This is a genomic window from Roseibium sp. HPY-6 (assembly GCF_040530035.1).
Taxonomy (GTDB): Bacteria; Pseudomonadota; Alphaproteobacteria; order Rhizobiales; family Stappiaceae; genus Roseibium.
Genome location: NZ_JBEWCD010000001.1, coordinates 2,387,745 through 2,403,673 on the forward strand (window position 1 = coordinate 2,387,745; position 15,929 = coordinate 2,403,673).

Genomic DNA, 15,929 nt, shown 5'->3' on the forward strand with positions numbered 1-15,929 from the left:
GGTTTTGTGACGCTTCGCTGCTCTCATGGAGACAGGTGAAGCGCCGCTTGAATACGATCCTTCCAAAGGACCGATCCTTGTGTCCCGGCGATCGAAAAGGCCTTTTCAAGCAACGTTTGGGCCTGCGGCGGATCGAGGAAATTGCAAATCGCGCCGGCATCCGCAGCAAGGCGAATGACTTCCGGATGACACCAGGGCTCGATCTCACGCTCGATCTGGGCAAACAGGTCGGACAAACTCTGCTGCGCACGCTCTGCTTGATTTGACCGGGCAAGGATCCAGGCAAAATGGGCATCGTAGAGCAGCACCGAAAACTGCGCTGACGATGATTTCAGTTTGCTCCGCGCGTTCAGATAGTCATCCGCCAGCTCAGTTGAGAATGCCTCGTGCATCTTGGGAGTTGTCAGCATAAGTTCAGAGTATGCTTCCCACATCGACAATCTGAACTTCTTGGCGAGAACCCGCGCGACTTCAGCCGCATCGGCTGCGGACCGGTATTTTTCAAGCATGAGGTAGATGTAGGACGCGGACGCAAACGTCGTAATCTGATTTTGAGGATGCCCTGTTTTCCGGCTGATTTCTTCGATCTCGTGCAACTCTTTGAGCGCCAAATCGGCATGGCCCCTGATTGCCAGAATACGTATCCTGATCAACCTCATTGAAATGAGCTGATCCACGTCTGTCGCCCCGCCGATGCTCGGGGCGTTGGGCGTTTGTTTGATCAACTCCATCGAACGTTCGAAGCTTTTGTCGGCAATATCGAAATGCCCTGCCAGGAACTCCCCTACCGCAATCGCCCGCTTGCCAACGACTTCCTGGATGCCGACTGAATTGTCCCACGCCTTCAGCGTGAGCATCTCCTTGCCAATGCGTTCTATTTCATGATGGTTTGCCCGAATGTGATGAACGCAGTAGGACTGCCATAACACCCGTGCCGCGACTGGATTGCCCGGCAAATCAGCCGAGAGCCTGGCCGCTTCTTCAACGATTGCTGCGGTCCGTTCATGACCGAAACCGTCGGAATGAGCATGACATCGGGCGAGTTCACTGAGCAGAGCAAGACGGGTTTCGGGATAGGTCTCGCCAAAGTCGCCGGCATCAATCAGATCGAGAGCCTGTTCGAGATGCGCCCTCGCTTCGCCATGCGCAAACTTTCGCAATGTGTCGGAAGCTGCCAAACGCAAATGACGGACGGCATCCTGACGCAAACCGGCGCGCGCGGCATGCCACGCAAGCAGATCGTGCCTGGCATCATTTCTGTCTTTTAAGCTGTCATAAATCGACTTGTGAATGGCTTCACGAGTCGTTACCGGGACGCTTTCGTAGGCGGCATCTCGCAAAAGGGCATGTTTGAAACAAAACGCATCCGGTCCGAATTTGGGAAACGGAAATATCAGCCGTGCCTCAAGCATTTTCTCAAGGGCTTCATCGACTGAACCCGGCAGATCCGCGCACAGGAATTCAAGGAGTTCCTTGGTAAAGCGCCGGCCGAGACACGCGGCCCTGAAAGCGAAATGCCGGGATTCTCCCAGTCTGTTGAGCCTTGCAACAAGTATGTCCTTGAGGCTGTTGGGTACCGTCTCGCCTCCTGGACCGGACTGAACAATGCTGTTGACCAGTTCTTCGGCGAAGAGAGGCACACCGTCCGACCTGTCGCAGATCGCCTCGACTGCGGCATTGGACATGCTTTTGCCCTTCGCGAGTTTTTCCACAAGGTCGGCGACATGATTGCGCGAGAGCCGAGACAGGGAAAACACGGTCGGATCAAAGGCCTCAAAAGATTTGTGCTGGAACCAGGGCCGCGCGGTCAGAACCATCATAAGCGGGTTGTGCGGCAACGTCGCCGATACGTGCTGCAGCAGGTCAAGCGTTGTCGGGTCTGCCCATTGGGCGTCCTCAAGGAGAACAACGATCGGACCGGCTTCAGTCTGCCCCTGAAGATAGTTCCCCAACGCCTGTAGAACTGCGTTTCTAAGACTGAGACCGTCCAACGGCTTCTCAAGCGGGGTGATTCCGGCGCAATAACCGATGACATTACGGTCGTCTTCGGAAACAACGCCTGAGTCCTGCAGAAACCTGTCAAGAATCGACCAGTTTCTCTCGGGGTCTTGCGACAGGTCCAGATTTGCCGAAAGGACAATGTGTTCGCCGATTGGGTAAAGCGGTCGCTCTTTTGTCTGTCTTGAACACTGAAGGACAATATGATTTGCGGATTCTCGTCGCATTTCCTCCAGAAACGCCTGGGTCAGCCTGGACTTTCCAATGCCGGGCTCTCCTTTGACGATGACAAGCTGACCTTCGCCGCTAGAGGATGTGTGCCATCGGTCAAGCAGCAGTTCAAATTCGCGATTTCTGCCGACAAGCTCCAGGAACTCCGGCGAGGGGTTCTCGTTTCTCTTCAGATGGCGGTCGTATCGGTACGCGGCTGCGCCCCCTGGAAGCTTCTGTTCTTCAAACGCAAAGCGCTCACCAAGCAATGAGCGCGTGCCATCGGCCACGAGAATGTCACCCGGGGCCGCATGCCGCATCAGGTGAAGCGCTTGGTTTGGAGGACCGCCAACAATTGTCCGGTCAGCTGCGGCAATCAGTACGTCGCCCGTTGCAATTCCGATCCGGCATCTTGTACCGATCTCTTCATCCACCTCGTTGCGCAGATCGATGGCCGCATTGATGGCGCTTTCGACGGTGTCTTCGTGCATTTCGGGCCATCCGAAATAGACCAAAAACGCCATGCCCGAATTCTGCTCCCAACTCCCACCATAGCGTTTCGCAACGAATTCTATCCTGCGTTTCAGCGAGTCCATGCGCTTTGCAATAAACTCCGGCGCGATGCCCGTTTGGGCAGGTTCCGCGGCCTCGGTGGTGATACCAAGTACTGTCAGCTGCCGGCATTCGTCCGGGAGCCGGGACGGCTGCGATCGGTGCAACGGTGGAATATTCTCATTGGCCGTTCCCGACAAGGCAGTTTCCGGCTCCGGCGCGGAAACTGCCACGGCTGTCTTGGCATGAGACTGATTTTCGATTGCTGTAAGCAGAGAGCGTGTTTCAGTTGATGGCGCGACCTGGAGTTCAGAGCGCAGACGCTCTTCCAGCCTGCGGTAGGCCTCCACGGCCGCGGCGACTTCGCCTTTGCGCGCGAACAATGTCATCAGCCGGCGAACATGTTCTTCACTGAACGGATCAAGCGTCGCCAGCCTTTGCGCATGACGTGTGAGCGCGGCAAAGTCGCCCGCGCGGTCCGCGTCCTCGATGGCTGAAGCCGACAGATTGGAAACCATCGTCCGCAGATCCGCCCGTTTTTCGGCCAGCCAGTCACCAAACTCGGGCGCGGAAATTTCCCAACCAAGCAGAAAGTCCCCCCGGAAGCCGGCGAGGGAGCCGGCACGGCCGTTTTGCAGATCATGCACATCGCACCAGATCTGTTCGCGGTTGATCCAGACGGACTTCGCGGTGGAGGTGATCGGCGCCAGCCCGAACGGTTCGAAAGCCTTGCGAAGCTGGTAGAGCGCTTGCCTCAAGGATCCTCGCGCCTGGTCTTCACCCCGATCGCTCCAGAACAGGTTTGCGATACGCGCTCTGCTGTGCTCAATCTCGTGTTCTGCGACAAGGAAGGCCAGGATCAGCGCACAATGGCGGGTCGGAAGCGTCAATGGCTGACTGTCGATGCGCAGATCGCATCCACCAAGCAGCCTAATCGTCAGGCGTGCCGTGTCGCACGTCTCAGACATCGTCAACAGTCCTTCGTTTCGCTTCACGCCAGATTGCATGCTCTTACCTTCAGGTTTTCGAAAGTAAGTGTTAAGCGCGGAACCGACCTCCATATCGAGCCTGTATCATCCCAGTTTGCACGTTTTGACGGATTTTTCACGATGAAATCCATCATTGAGCGGGATCGCCACTCTTCGAGTTGACGCGTTTTTGACACTTCATTTGAGATGGTGCGCCCCGAAGAAGCGGGTACGCCCATTGATGGCCGGGACTGATCGGGCAAGGACCAGCCTGAGCCCGGTCTGAGAACGAAATTGAATACTCTGATTTTCAGAAAGGCTTTGATTAAAAAAGAGAGTGGTTTGATCGGCTGCATAACCTCAGCGTTTTTAGAACGCTCATGCAGATTGCGATCCAGCCGAGTTTCCCAAAGCGACACCGGTTTGTTTCGCCGGCTTTGGAAAACGAATTTGTCCTGGCAAAGCAACGGTTGACGACATGCATTGCAGCTTTAAGGCGGCAGTCATTGTTCAAAAGGACAGCTTGTAGGCTCTGAAAGCCAGCTGTCTCCGCTCACTTCAGACCGCGCTAGCTTCGACAGTTGTCTGAACTGTTTTTGCAAAAATCAAGCTGCGTGCCAGGCAGCGACGGCAGTTCGTCGCCCGAATACGCGCACGAAGCATCGTTCCCGATGCCCCCGGAAATCCAGGGATGTCCACCGGATGGTCCAGCTTGGCCATTCGATGCATCGGCGTCTCATCGATAGGAGTTTGGAAGTGATCGACTACAAGGTCAATGAATTGAGTTTCCTGTTCCCCCAAGGCTATCAGGATGACAGCGTAAACGTGTTCACAGGTGTCGATGGCGACCTCAAGAATACGAGTTTTGTAATCACGCGGGCAAATCTGGAAGACGGCGGCATTGAAGCCTATGCGCTGTCGCAGTTGCGACAATATGAAAAGACATTCCCGAAATACGAATTTCTGGCCGGCAACAGGTACCAGATCGAGCAGTGCGAAGCCCGGGAGATCGAGTACAGGTGGGAAGCCGACCAGGGCAGGTTGCATCAATTGCAGCTGTTTCTGGAGACGAACAGCAGGGCGATCATTTTCACGCTGACCGCTCCTGGAACCCTGAGCAATGAGCATCGCCGGATTTTCAAGTCGGCGATAGGTTCGATCAGGGAAAGCTGAAACAATGCCTCCCGCAGCCCGAATTCTTGACAAGGTGGCCCATACACCAGCCCTCGCCGCTCTGATCGGTGGTGCAATTTTGGGCGCCTTGGCAGGTGCCGCCATTGTCGCCACCGGAGGTGCCGCTGCGCTCGCGATAGCGGCAGCCGCCGCGAGCGGAGCATCACTCGGTGGCGGGCTGGGTCAATTCATCGGTTCGTTCTTTTCCATTACGACCGGAACAATCACAGGTGCCTGCTCACCGAATGTTATTGTGGGGAAGAGACCCGCAGCACGTGCCACGGTTGACTTCTCGATGTGCAGCGGACTGCCCTTTTCGCCATTCGCACATCCCAACGCCCTGATTGCACAAGGCTCGATTTCCGTTTTCGTCAACAAATTCAACGCGGCGCGGGAGCAGGACAAGCTGATTTGCGGTGCCGTCATCTCATCCGGATGCAAGAGCGTGATCATCGGAGATCGGGCGGCAACAACCCTCCCCATCCAGTCCGAAGTACCAGCATGGCTTGAATGGGGTTTGTTGGCGCTTGGGGTAGTTGGGGGCGCCGGTCTTTTAAGAATGAGCGCCAAACTGACCTGGGTCGGGGTCGGAAGAGTTCTCGGGGCCGGGTTTCTGGGAAGTTACGTGTCCGGCCAGGTCGGCGGATGGCTGGGTGGCAAGATCTTTGGTGAAGGCTCTGACGGGCAGAAAATCATGGGGTTCGCTGCCGGAGTGATCGGCGGAATGGTGGTCGGAGCCTGGGCCTTCAAAGGCGCGCCAAGGCTTCAGATTGTGCCCTCAACGGCACCCAAGACCGGCGGCAAATACGCCACCAAGCAAATCAAGATGACGGAGAGATACCTGAAATACGACAGGCAGCACGGCGTCAAATATTTCAATGAGGCCGAGTTGGCCGCCCACAGGGTTGTCGCCGACAGGGACGGCAATCTGATCTATGCCGAGAGCGGGCGGCCCGTGAACACCGACAAGGGCATCTATGTCATGGACGAGCACGGCAACGTGTTCGTTCACGAAAACCCCCGCAGTGAAATGGTCCATCACTCAAGCTTCAATTCCGGTCAACCAATCGCTGCGGGTGGGAACATAAAGGTCAGGAACGGCAAACTTGCCGAAATCGATGAAGGTACCGGCCACTACGGCGACAGCCAGCCGGTCGGCCGGGTTGATCTGGTGACGGAGGAACTGGGGTCCCAGGGCGTGAATGTGAAGGGCGCGGAGGTCAATGACTACAACCGGATGATGGAGAAGGCCCGAAAGCAATGATGCAAAAGCAAACGGCCATCTTTCAAAACACATTGGTGAAGTGCTGGCCATGGTCGGTGAACGGTGCAACGGGCGCGTATGAGCAGCGTTTTCTGGATACAGAAGCTGCCGGGTGCGCCCTTAATGAACTCGGCTCGCTCTACACCATGGATGAGCTGAGCACGGTGGTTTGCGCCTATCTGATGAACGTCTGCATTGAGCAGGCTGCAGGCAGACGATTGTCGGAACGGGACAGCGAGACCACCACGGCTTGCCTGACACTTTTGGCCGCGTCCGGAGCAATGGCGATCTCCGGCGCTCAGCTGGAAAGGATCATCGCCACCTTCAACCCGGGCTACTGGTATCAGGCGGTGGCTCCGCTGATCGCGCAACGACTGACAAAGGCCTCACTCTGCGCCGCGCTTCTCAAATCCCTGTCCCACCAACGAGAACCCGACAACTTGTATTTCGCGCTCCAGGGCGTGCGGATTTACAGCTTAGCGGCAAACCAATTGGAGGCAGGTTCCGGACACAAACCGCTTTTTTTCGCGCTGGTCCAACGCGTCGGCGAACTTGCAGGCAACCGCGACGGCGAGATCGCAACAGCTGCCCGAAACGCCTCATCGTTCCTGAAAAACTACGAATAAACGTGAGTAAAAATCCAATCGTTACAGTGGAAAGATAGATATGACATTTTCAAATATAGCTATACAGCAAGTCTATGATGTGATGAAGACGTCCGCGCCGAGTATTCTCGATCCTGCAAAGGTCCGCGCGGCGGGGCGCTACAATGCAAAGCACGCGCGCAGGATCGGTTGGTCGCATCATTGGTCCGGTGTATGCCGCGTTCTCGGCATTACCGTCGGATACCTTTCGGCCGAAGACTTCAGTCAATATGTTGCACAGTTTCAGACAGCTAAAAGTCTCAAACCAGACGGCATGCTGGGCCCCAACACCTGGCGGCGTATGCGGGCGGACGCCATGCTTGTCTTGCAGACCGTTGCGATGCCGGATTGGCTGCCCAGAAAAGCACCTCAAAAGTCGGCGATAAAGGGCATCTCCGTTGAAGCGATCAATCTTGACGCCCCCTGGATGGCCATCGCCCTGGATGAGCAAGAGACGCATTGGCGAAATCATGACGGGACCAACATCGCCGAAGGCGACTCCCGTGTCGACGAAGGTTATTTCGAAGCTTGTCCCTATATGGGCGGCAACGCCTGGGAACTGGCGGAGCAGCACAAACGCAAGATCGACAACCGTCACTGGTGCGCGGCATTTGTGAACTACTGCCTTCACACGGCCGGTTACAGCCACACAGGCAGTGCGGGAGCCTTTTCATTCAAGCAAACCAAACGCTGGAGATTCAGAGCCCTGAGCGAACCCACGCGAGGCTGCGTCATTGTCATGGAGCACAATACCAAGGGATGGGACCATGTTGCTTTTCTTGATGACGTGGGCGACCTGCCGTCGGACCCGAAAGGAGACATTGATGCCAGCAAATACAAGGGCTTCACACTTCTCGGCGGCAATCAGGGTGGAGATACTGTGATCTCGAAAGGGTTCGGCAACTGGACACTTTTCGCGGCAAAGGATTTACAGGGCAACAAGTCCCCTTACCTTTTTCCCATCACGGGTGCAGATGAGGCGAACTGCAACGTCGAGCTCCCGACGGCAGGACCTCATTATTGCGGCGAACAGTGGCAATGACCTGCAGGGCCGACCCGCACAACCTGTCCGGCAGCTTTGCTGGAAACAGGCTCATGGCGCATGACGCTTGCTTGACGCGCCGTATGAACACTTCCCTTCGATCGAGCCGCAACCAAGCCTATCGATCGACATTGGAAGCCGAAATTTTCATCAAGTCTTTTTGGAAACAGGAGAAATTACATGCCACCGAAGAAAAGAGAACCGCTCGGAGTAAGCAGCTACCTCGGAAGCGAAGTTTATAAACAGATCTGCAACCGGTTTTACAAACAACACAGCATCAAGCTACCGGACCATATTGCCGAGGTATACAAAGTTGGGGTGAGCAACGGCCAGGGAATGGAGTTTCTCGCACGTGATCCCGAAAAGTTTGAAGCACTTTTGAAGATGCCGAAGTTCGCGCCCGACAATCAGGAGCATTTCTGTGACAGGATCGCGTCGATGGCGACCAAAGGCCAAGGATACCGCGAAACGGGCGTTCCAAGCCTGCACATTGCTGTCGCGCCTGAGGAATGCAGCGTCCATATCGATACGTTCGGGTTTGTCGCTATCGGGCCCGACGGTCAGAAATACTATAATCCGGACGCGATCCAGCACATACTCGATGAGTTGCTTTGGCAGGACAAGTTCGTCGGCTGGGTGACAAAGCACAGCAGACCCTTGGGAATGCTGTTGTCACACGTTCATTTTCGCGGTCCCAGTTCACGAAACAGATATCGCCTGTCCGCTGGCGCACGCGTCAATCTCGCGCAAGGTGACGGCTGGAACATCGGGATCGAAGCAACCCAGGCGCTCTCAGGCGAACAGACCGTCGCCGGAAGCATCGAAGTCTACAACTGGTAGCGCTGAAAATCGTGTTCGACGCACGCAACTCCGTGCGTTGAACGACAGGAGGCCGGACGCAATCTGAATGCGGCGAAGGGGTGAATGCAGGTCATAATGCCCCTGCAGGAACAGGTTCTCTGGCACTGCCAATTACCCCTCCCCATTCGGACTACGTTGTTCCGGTTCAGTCTCTTGGCGTTTTGATCTAATCTCGCTTTCCATGGAGGAAACCGAACATCTGAAAATTCAGCTCGATCTGATGCAGGCCGCGCTCGACCACATCAACCAGGGCTTCACTGTCTTTGACAGCGACCTACGCCTTGTCGCGTGGAATCGCGGTCTTTCGGACATGCTTGATATGCCTCCGGATATCATCAAACGGGGCTCTCATCTGGAAGCGTTCATCCGGGTGAATGCGGAACGCGGCGAATATGGCCCCGGAGACATCGAGGGCAAGATTGCCCGCCGGATCGAACGGGCGAAATTGTTCGAGCCGCATTTCTTTGAAAGGGTCCGGCCGAACGGCCAAATCATTGCCGTTTCCGGAACGCCGCTTCCGCAAGGCGGCTTCGTCACGATCTACTCCGACGTCACCGAAGAGCGCCGCCGCCAGGAAAAGCTGGAACGCACCGTGGAAGAACGCACGCGCGCTCTTCAACAGAGTGAAGACTGGCTGCGCCTTGTCACCGACAACATCCCGGCGCTCATCGCCTATGTATCCCCCGGTCCGGTCTTCCGCTTCGCCAACAGGCGCTATGCCGACTGGTTCGGTCATTCCGTTGCCTCCATTGCGGGCCGGCCCGCCGCAGACGTGGTCGGCGAAGACCTGTTCGCCGAGCTTGAGCCGCACATCAACCACGCCTTCGAAGGCAACGCCGTCAGTTACGAATATCAGCGGCAACGACCGGATGGCACCAGGGCCTATATGCGCTCGACGCTGATCCCCGACATGACCTCCGACGGACGCACGCTCGGTATCTTTGTTCTTTCGCTTGATGCAACGGAGCAAAAACAAGCCGAGGCAACGCTGGTCCAGTCCCAGCGCATGGATGCGGTAGGCAAACTGACCGGTGGTCTCGCGCATGATTTCAACAATCTTCTGGCGATCCTTATGGGCAACCTCTTGAGCATTGGCCGGATGGAAACACCGCTGGACAAGAGTGACCTCGACAAAAAACTCACTCCCATGCTTGAAGCAACGAAGCGCGGATCTGATCTGATCCAGCGGCTGCTTGCCTTCAGCCGGGGCAAGGCGATTGACCCCCAGACGGTTTCCCTCGGCAAGGTTCTGATCAGTGCCGGCAGCCTCCTTGAGGGGTCCCTGCCGTCGGCGATCACACTGGAAACGACTGTCGAGGACTGCAGCATCGGGGCGCGTATTGATCCGACGCAGATGGAAACAGCGCTTATCAATCTGGCGTTCAATGCACGAGATGCCATGCCGGAGGGCGGGATCCTGCAGATGTCCCTGGAAGACTGTCACATCGCCAAACGGGAAGCCGATGATCTCGGCATTCCGGCAGGCCGCTATGCCCGGGTCGCTGTAACCGATACCGGAACCGGCATGGATGAGGAAACCCGGCTCAAGATTTTTGAGCCGTTCTTCACGACGAAAAACTTTGGAACAGGCAGCGGTCTCGGGCTCTCCATGGTGTATGGATTCGTCCGGCAATCGGGGGGCGCCATCACGGTCGACAGCGAACCGGGCAAGGGAACCTGTTTGACATTCTTCTTGCCCTTTCATCGGGTTGCCGTATCCGGTTCACGCGAGGCAGGAGCTGGACGCGATGCCGAGCCGCAACCGGGCTCTGGTGAACTGCTGCTGCTTGTCGAGGACGACCCGGATGTTGCCACTGCAGTGACCGATCAGCTCAAGAACCTGGGATACGCTGTCTTGCGTGCGGCCAGCGTGGACGATGCAAGACATCTCGCCCTGGACCTGCCCGAGCTGAAAGGTGTTCTCAGTGACATTATCATGCCAGGACAAACCAACGGGCTTGCCCTCGCAAGGGAAATCCGCCGCGAAAGAGAGGATCTCGGGATTGCGCTCATGTCCGGCTTTGCGGACTGGTCGGATCTGGCGGGGCATGACAGGGAGTGTGAATTTCCGGTCTTGGCGAAGCCATTCGCAGATGATCAACTGGCAGACACCATCCGGAAAATCCTGTCTCGGGCGAACAGTTTGGAACACGTAAGTGATTGACTTGCAGACACGCACCACACCGCCTGCGAAACTGTCTGTCTTCATTGTCGACGACGAGCCGGAAATTGGCCAGTTGTTGCAAGAGGCAATGTCCCAGTTCGACATGACCGGCGAAATTTTTTCGACCGCCCAATCGATGCTGACCGCGCTGGAAAACACAATACCTGACGCGTGCATTGTCGATCTCGGGCTTCCTGACATGGAAGGGATGGCACTGATCAACGAAATCCGCAGAAAATCCTCGGTGCCGATCATCGTGCTTTCTGCCCGCGGCCATTCAACGGACAGGGTGATGGGGCTGGAGCTGGGTGCTGACGACTATGTGGTCAAGCCATTCGACCCGCGCGAGGTCGTTGCCAGGATACGCTCCATCCTGCGCCGGTCCTCCGATCGAACAGCCGGCCCGGCTGCGACGGACCAGGCCAGTTTCGAAGGCTGGTGCTATCGTCCCTCTTCACATTGCCTGATTTCGCCCGAAGGGGAGGAGACATTCCTGTCCACCGGCGAAGCCACTTTACTTGAGGCTCTGCTGCGCGCTCCCAAACGCGTTCTGACCCGGGATTATCTGCTGGAACACGGCGGCAGGGACGAGAGCCTCGACAGGTCCATAGATGTGCGCATTTCCCGGTTGCGCAAAAAGCTCAACCGCAAGAATGAAGCGGCACATATCCGAACCATCTACGGGTCGGGCTACATGTTCGCGACGGGCGTGACGTGGTCGACGTGACGGGAGCCGGGATTTGGCGCAGCCCGGCTGATCGGTTCAGCCGTTTCGGAATTTGTGCGCGAACTCTTCGCCGGTCATTTTCCGCGTCACATCTGAGAAAGAATAGTTCTCCGGCTTCTGGTCGATAAAGAATTCCGCCTTGAACGGAAGCTCCGTCTGATCGTCGAACAGACCGATCGGAATACCGTGAATGCCGCTGCCAATCGGGTGAAAGAACAGGTTCGACCCACAAACAGAACAAAACCCGCGCTCGAAACCGTCGGACGACGCATACCGTTGAACAGGTCCTTCGAACTCGGCGTCCTTGCAGGGAACGGCCATGAACGGCCCACCGACCCACTTCCGGCACATGGAACAATGGCACGCCTGCAGGCGCGGTATCGCGTCCGCTGAGAAAGTCACTTGCCCGCAAAGACAGCTACCGCTTCGGCGCATCTCTACCTCCCGTCATCCGGCCAACTGAATACTCACGCTCGGCAGCTTATTCGGTGAGGATTGCGAAATCAAAAGAGGCGGGAAGTTGTCACTTCCCGCCTCCAATCCTGAATGTGCTTGGCGAATTAGAAGCTCAGGGAAACGTCCCTGTGGCCCGACAGGCAGGCAGCGACATCCAGCGCCATATCGTTCGGCAGCCTGTCCTGCTGCCTCAGGCCGATATTGTTGACGATGGCCGCATCGTATTCCTGCAGCACCGGCAGCAGCTCATCTGCCGCCTTCTGGCGCCATGCCAGATCGGCTTGAAGCGCTGCAATGGATTTGTCGATTTCTGCCAGGGCCTCTTCCGCATTCGGTTGGCGGCTGCGCATGATCTTGCGGGCTTCGGTCAGGCCCTTGCGGATATCGCTGGTGCCCTCGGCCTCGCCCACTTTCGAGCGCATCGCTGCAATGGCCTCGACGGCCGCTTCCGGCTCAAGCTGCGGAACCTGTGCCTTCAGCTCTTCCAGTTCAGGCCCAAAGGCGGCAACGGTTTCCGCATCTGCGAGAATGGCCTTCAGCTCAAGGATCGGCTCGTAGGCCTGATCGACTGTCCGGCGGTAGGTCTGCCGTGCGGTTGTTTCGGCTTTCTGGATCTTTGAAAACTCTCCGTAGACCTCTTCCCAGTTTTCCGGGATTTCGGCCAGGATCGCATCGTGCTCCAGTTGCAGCGTGTCGATCTGTGTCTGCGCACGTTCACCTTGCGCGACGGTGTAGACCGCGCCTTCACCGGACCGGTTGACGATCACCTGAAGTTCTTTGATGCGCTCGTCGATCCGGCGTGCATCACGCTCCAGAGCCCTGACATTGGTGTGGATGGGCTTGAAGTCGCCGGAGGCCGCGGCAACGGCGTTTTCCGCTTCGCGGATCGCCAGCATCAAAGGCAGCGCTTCTTTTGCCTTCTCGAAACCTTCGGCCAGATCGTCCTGCAGGTCCTCCGGGAGGTAGCTCATGTCAACGCCTTCCGCCTTTTCGATGGCGGCCAGTACGCCGTCACCATTTTGACTGAAGTCCTCGTACACCAGCGTTTCCATGCAATATTGCAAGCGCGGGTTCTTCGGCGGCGGAGCTGTCTCGGACAAAAGCGACGAGCGGTTCGGAAGGTAGTTCACCAGCTGCGGGTAGAACCCGACGATCCCGAGCGCCACAAGCTGCAACGCAATGAACGCGATCACACCCTTGTACATATCGATGGTCTTCACCACCGCGGGCGCAACGCCTCGAAGGTAGAAGAGCGCGAAGCCGAACGGGGGGGTCAGGAACGATGTCTGAATGTTGAGGCCGATCATCACGCCGAGCCAGACGGCAGTCACGTTGGCGCCGGGATCAGAAAGGAGGATCGGTGCCACGATCGGGACGACAACCACGGCGATCTCGATGAAGTCGAGGAAGAAGCCGAGGATAAAGATCACCAGCATGACGATCAGGAACTGTGCCCAGAACCCACCGGGCAAGCCCTGCAGGAATTCCTTGACGAGATGTTCCCCGCCGAATGCACGGAAGGCTGATGTCAGCATCGCTGCACCGAGCAGGATGATGAAAACAAGGGACGTGGTTTTGGCCGTCTCGACCATCACGCCGCGCAGCGTGTCTTCCAGTTTCAGTGTGCGCCAGCCGGACCAGAAGATCGCCAGCAGAATCAGTGAGACCGCAATCAGGGCCAGGATCAGGCTCAGAACATCCTGGGACGACTCGATGCGCTTGATGTTGACTTCACCGAAGAAGCCAATGACGACCGCCAGACCGAGAAGGGCAAGGATGGCAAGAATAGCAGGCGAATAGGCGCCCTTTTCGCCCTCCTTGAGGCGATATCCGGCCATGACCATGGCACCGACAGCGCCAATTGCACCGGCCTGGTTGACCGTTGCGATGCCGCCGATGATCGATCCGAGAACCAGGAAAATCAGGGCCAGCGGCGGCACGAGTGTGATGACGACCTTGCCTGCGAACTCACGCGTAAAGGTGCCTTCCTCATGCACGGCGGGGGCGGCCTTCGGCTTCATGAGCGCGAAGCCGAGAATGAAAAGCATGTAGAGGCCAACCAGAACCAGGCCAGGCAGGAATGCACCGAGGAACATTTCGCCGGCGCTCGTCGACACGACCGAGAAGTCCGACGGCATGGAAAGCTCGCCGGTACTGTCCTTGTAAAGCGTCTGACGAAGTGAACCGGCCTGGTCAACCGCACTGGCCAATTGGTCGGCAAGAATGATGAGAACGATCGATGGCGGAATGATCTGACCGAGCGTTCCGGAGGCGGCGATCGTTCCGGTCGCAAGCGGAACCGAATAGTTGTTCCGAAGCATGGCGGGTAGCGAAATCAGGCCCATCGCCACAACAGTCGCACCGACAATGCCCGTTGTCGCAGCCAGAAGGGCGCCCACGAAGACGACAGAGATGCCGAGGCCACCTGGAACAGGTCCGAACAGGCGCGCCATTGTCACAAGTAGGTCTTCGGCAATCTTCGACCGCTGCAGCATGATCCCCATGAAGACAAACAGCGGGATCGCAATCAGCGTGTCTCGTTCGGCCTCCCAGTAAATTCCCCTGAAATTGGTCACCCCGGCGCTGAGCCACTGTGCTGGACCGCCAGAATCAAAGAAGGCGTCCGTCCCGGTTGAAAACAGGTAGCCTGTACCGGCGGCAAGACCGATGGTCAGGATCGCTGCGCCTGGCAGGGCGAACGCGACTGGGAAACCGGAACCCAGTGCAAACGCCATGAGAACAACGAGAAGAGCAAGAAAGAAGAGTTCCATGTCAGAAGGTCTCGCCGGGCGTTAATTGACTGGATGGTTTTCGTGGTCCCGGCCGCCCGGTTCACCTCGAATGTCCGCGATCGCGTCCAGGAAGTAGGACACGAACTGGATCATCATGGTGACCGCGAACACGCCCAGGAATCCTGCCATGAGATACTTGACGTAGAGCCCGAACCCGGCCTGCGTGGTTTCGTAGGACAGGATCGGTGCGTTGATCACGTTCTGCTTTCCGGCCATACCGATCAGGATGATGACCGCACACAAGGACATGCCCAGGACGATCGACCCGATGGCGTTCACGTAACCTTTGGTCTTGGACGCCATCCCCGCGTAGAAAACGTCCACACGGACATGCCCTTCTTCAAGCAGAGTGTAGGCGCTGGCGAACAGGAAGAGGGCCGCGTACCAGAACCGGACAAGGTCGGCCATGAACGCCTGTTCGTAGGACAGGATGAAGCGGCCGACAACGATCAGCAGTTCAGCGACAACCACGAGAAGCGCCAGCCAGATAAATCCGAGAGTCCGTGTGAAGGCTGCAATAACGAAAGACAGTCCGATCAACGGCATATGCACGTAGCCACCGCGAAACTGGGATCGGCCAAGACTAGCGGCCATATCGGCGCCGACCACGGCTGCCAGAAGGCCTTCTACGCGCAAGAAAGAAATTACAGCATCTACGAGGCCGACGATGAGAACGGCAAAAAACATCGCCCGGATCAGATAGGCGTTAATGTCGCTTATCCGTTTGCTGTCTTCGCGTAGCGACCGGTCCTTGGTCCGTTGGACCAGCAGCACCGCCCACACGATCGCCCCGGCATAAAGCGCGAGTTGAACCCAGGACCAGACAATTGGCATCGACCCGTTTGCCTGCCCGCCGAATACGGGAGCAATCCCTGGAAGATCCTGCCAGTATGTCAGGTAATTGTTGAGCAGAAATGCTGCCATGATCAGAAGGACCAGCCAGCCGAAGGTCCTGAATGATACCGCGCTCGCGGTCGTCCCTTCTGGAATGTTTCCACCCGCCGACACGTCGTTCCCTACCCCGCCTGCAGCCGCCATGGCGATTGTGCCCTATTTTTTTGTCACACAAGAAAACGGG

At 57.1% G+C, this 15,929-nt stretch carries 12 protein-coding genes; 7 read left to right on the plus strand and 5 right to left on the minus strand.

Features of this window, described 5'->3' with window-relative positions:
* Positions 1-23: 23 nt before the first annotated feature.
* Together ABVF61_RS11090 and ABVF61_RS11095 are read right to left on the minus strand one after the other, a co-directional pair.
* Entirely contained in the window at positions 24-3,728 is a 3,705-nt protein-coding gene (locus ABVF61_RS11090; RefSeq protein WP_353993567.1) for an ATP-binding protein, read from the minus strand.
* A gap of 23 nt (positions 3,729-3,751) precedes the next feature.
* A complete protein-coding gene (locus tag ABVF61_RS11095; RefSeq protein WP_353993568.1) occupies positions 3,752-4,147 on the minus strand; it encodes a hypothetical protein in 396 nt (131 codons plus the stop codon).
* Between the two features lie 283 nt (positions 4,148-4,430).
* Here ABVF61_RS11095 and ABVF61_RS11100 point away from each other — a divergent pair, with 283 nt between their 5' ends.
* The 7 genes from ABVF61_RS11100 to ABVF61_RS11130 all read left to right on the plus strand — a co-directional run bounded on the left by ABVF61_RS11100 (position 4,431) and on the right by ABVF61_RS11130 (position 11,603).
* Complete coding sequence (locus ABVF61_RS11100) at positions 4,431-4,901, plus strand: DcrB-related protein (RefSeq protein ID WP_353993569.1); 471 nt, start codon at positions 4,431-4,433, stop codon at positions 4,899-4,901.
* Positions 4,902-4,905: 4 nt separating this feature from the next.
* The gene (locus ABVF61_RS11105; RefSeq protein ID WP_353993570.1) at positions 4,906-6,165 is read left to right on the plus strand and encodes a PAAR domain-containing protein; all 1,260 of its coding nucleotides are present in this window, start codon (positions 4,906-4,908) and stop codon (positions 6,163-6,165) included.
* Positions 6,162-6,791 carry a hypothetical protein gene (locus tag ABVF61_RS11110; protein WP_353993571.1) on the plus strand — a complete coding sequence of 210 codons (630 nt, stop codon included), beginning with the start codon at positions 6,162-6,164 and terminating at the stop codon, positions 6,789-6,791. Before ABVF61_RS11105 ends, ABVF61_RS11110 begins: the two co-directional genes overlap by 4 nt.
* Before the next feature lie 40 nt (positions 6,792-6,831).
* Complete coding sequence (locus tag ABVF61_RS11115) at positions 6,832-7,851, plus strand: NlpC/P60 family protein (RefSeq protein WP_353993572.1); 1,020 nt, start codon at positions 6,832-6,834, stop codon at positions 7,849-7,851.
* 180 nt (positions 7,852-8,031) lie between these two features.
* Positions 8,032-8,691: a hypothetical protein gene (locus ABVF61_RS11120; RefSeq protein WP_353993573.1), complete on the plus strand. Its 660-nt coding sequence runs from the start codon at positions 8,032-8,034 to the stop codon at positions 8,689-8,691.
* A 202-nt stretch (positions 8,692-8,893) separates the two neighbouring features.
* The gene (locus tag ABVF61_RS11125; RefSeq protein WP_353993574.1) at positions 8,894-10,876 is read left to right on the plus strand and encodes a PAS-domain containing protein; all 1,983 of its coding nucleotides are present in this window, start codon (positions 8,894-8,896) and stop codon (positions 10,874-10,876) included.
* Positions 10,869-11,603 carry a response regulator transcription factor gene (locus ABVF61_RS11130; protein WP_353993575.1) on the plus strand — a complete coding sequence of 245 codons (735 nt, stop codon included), beginning with the start codon at positions 10,869-10,871 and terminating at the stop codon, positions 11,601-11,603. The genes ABVF61_RS11125 and ABVF61_RS11130 overlap by 8 nt, the downstream gene beginning before the upstream one ends.
* A 36-nt stretch (positions 11,604-11,639) precedes the next feature.
* Here ABVF61_RS11130 and ABVF61_RS11135 read toward each other — a convergent pair whose 3' ends face one another.
* The 3 genes from ABVF61_RS11135 to ABVF61_RS11145 form a co-directional block, all read right to left on the minus strand.
* Entirely contained in the window at positions 11,640-12,038 is a 399-nt protein-coding gene (locus ABVF61_RS11135; RefSeq protein ID WP_353993576.1) for a GFA family protein, read from the minus strand.
* Positions 12,039-12,163: 125 nt separating this feature from the next.
* The gene (locus tag ABVF61_RS11140) at positions 12,164-14,830 is read right to left on the minus strand and encodes a TRAP transporter large permease (RefSeq protein WP_353993577.1); all 2,667 of its coding nucleotides are present in this window, start codon (positions 14,828-14,830) and stop codon (positions 12,164-12,166) included.
* 21 nt (positions 14,831-14,851) lie between these two features.
* Positions 14,852-15,889, minus strand: a complete 1,038-nt coding sequence (locus ABVF61_RS11145) for a TRAP transporter small permease subunit (protein ID WP_353993578.1) — start codon at positions 15,887-15,889, stop codon at positions 14,852-14,854.
* Positions 15,890-15,929: the final 40 nt, after the last annotated feature.

Excerpts from the sequence above, each read along its gene's own strand:
- ABVF61_RS11090 (WP_353993567.1), bottom strand. The coding sequence starts at position 3,728 with ATGTCTGAGACGTGCGACACGGCACGCCTGACGATTAGGCTGCTTGGT.
- ABVF61_RS11100 (WP_353993569.1), top strand. The coding sequence starts at position 4,431 with ATGGTCCAGCTTGGCCATTCGATGCATCGGCGTCTCATCGATAGGAGT.
- ABVF61_RS11105 (WP_353993570.1), top strand. The coding sequence starts at position 4,906 with ATGCCTCCCGCAGCCCGAATTCTTGACAAGGTGGCCCATACACCAGCC.
- ABVF61_RS11110 (WP_353993571.1), top strand. The coding sequence starts at position 6,162 with ATGATGCAAAAGCAAACGGCCATCTTTCAAAACACATTGGTGAAGTGC.
- ABVF61_RS11115 (WP_353993572.1), top strand. The coding sequence starts at position 6,832 with ATGACATTTTCAAATATAGCTATACAGCAAGTCTATGATGTGATGAAG.
- ABVF61_RS11120 (WP_353993573.1), top strand. The coding sequence starts at position 8,032 with ATGCCACCGAAGAAAAGAGAACCGCTCGGAGTAAGCAGCTACCTCGGA.
- ABVF61_RS11125 (WP_353993574.1), top strand. The coding sequence starts at position 8,894 with ATGGAGGAAACCGAACATCTGAAAATTCAGCTCGATCTGATGCAGGCC.
- ABVF61_RS11135 (WP_353993576.1), bottom strand. The coding sequence starts at position 12,038 with ATGCGCCGAAGCGGTAGCTGTCTTTGCGGGCAAGTGACTTTCTCAGCG.
- ABVF61_RS11140 (WP_353993577.1), bottom strand. The coding sequence starts at position 14,830 with ATGGAACTCTTCTTTCTTGCTCTTCTCGTTGTTCTCATGGCGTTTGCA.
- ABVF61_RS11145 (WP_353993578.1), bottom strand. The coding sequence starts at position 15,889 with ATGGCGGCTGCAGGCGGGGTAGGGAACGACGTGTCGGCGGGTGGAAAC.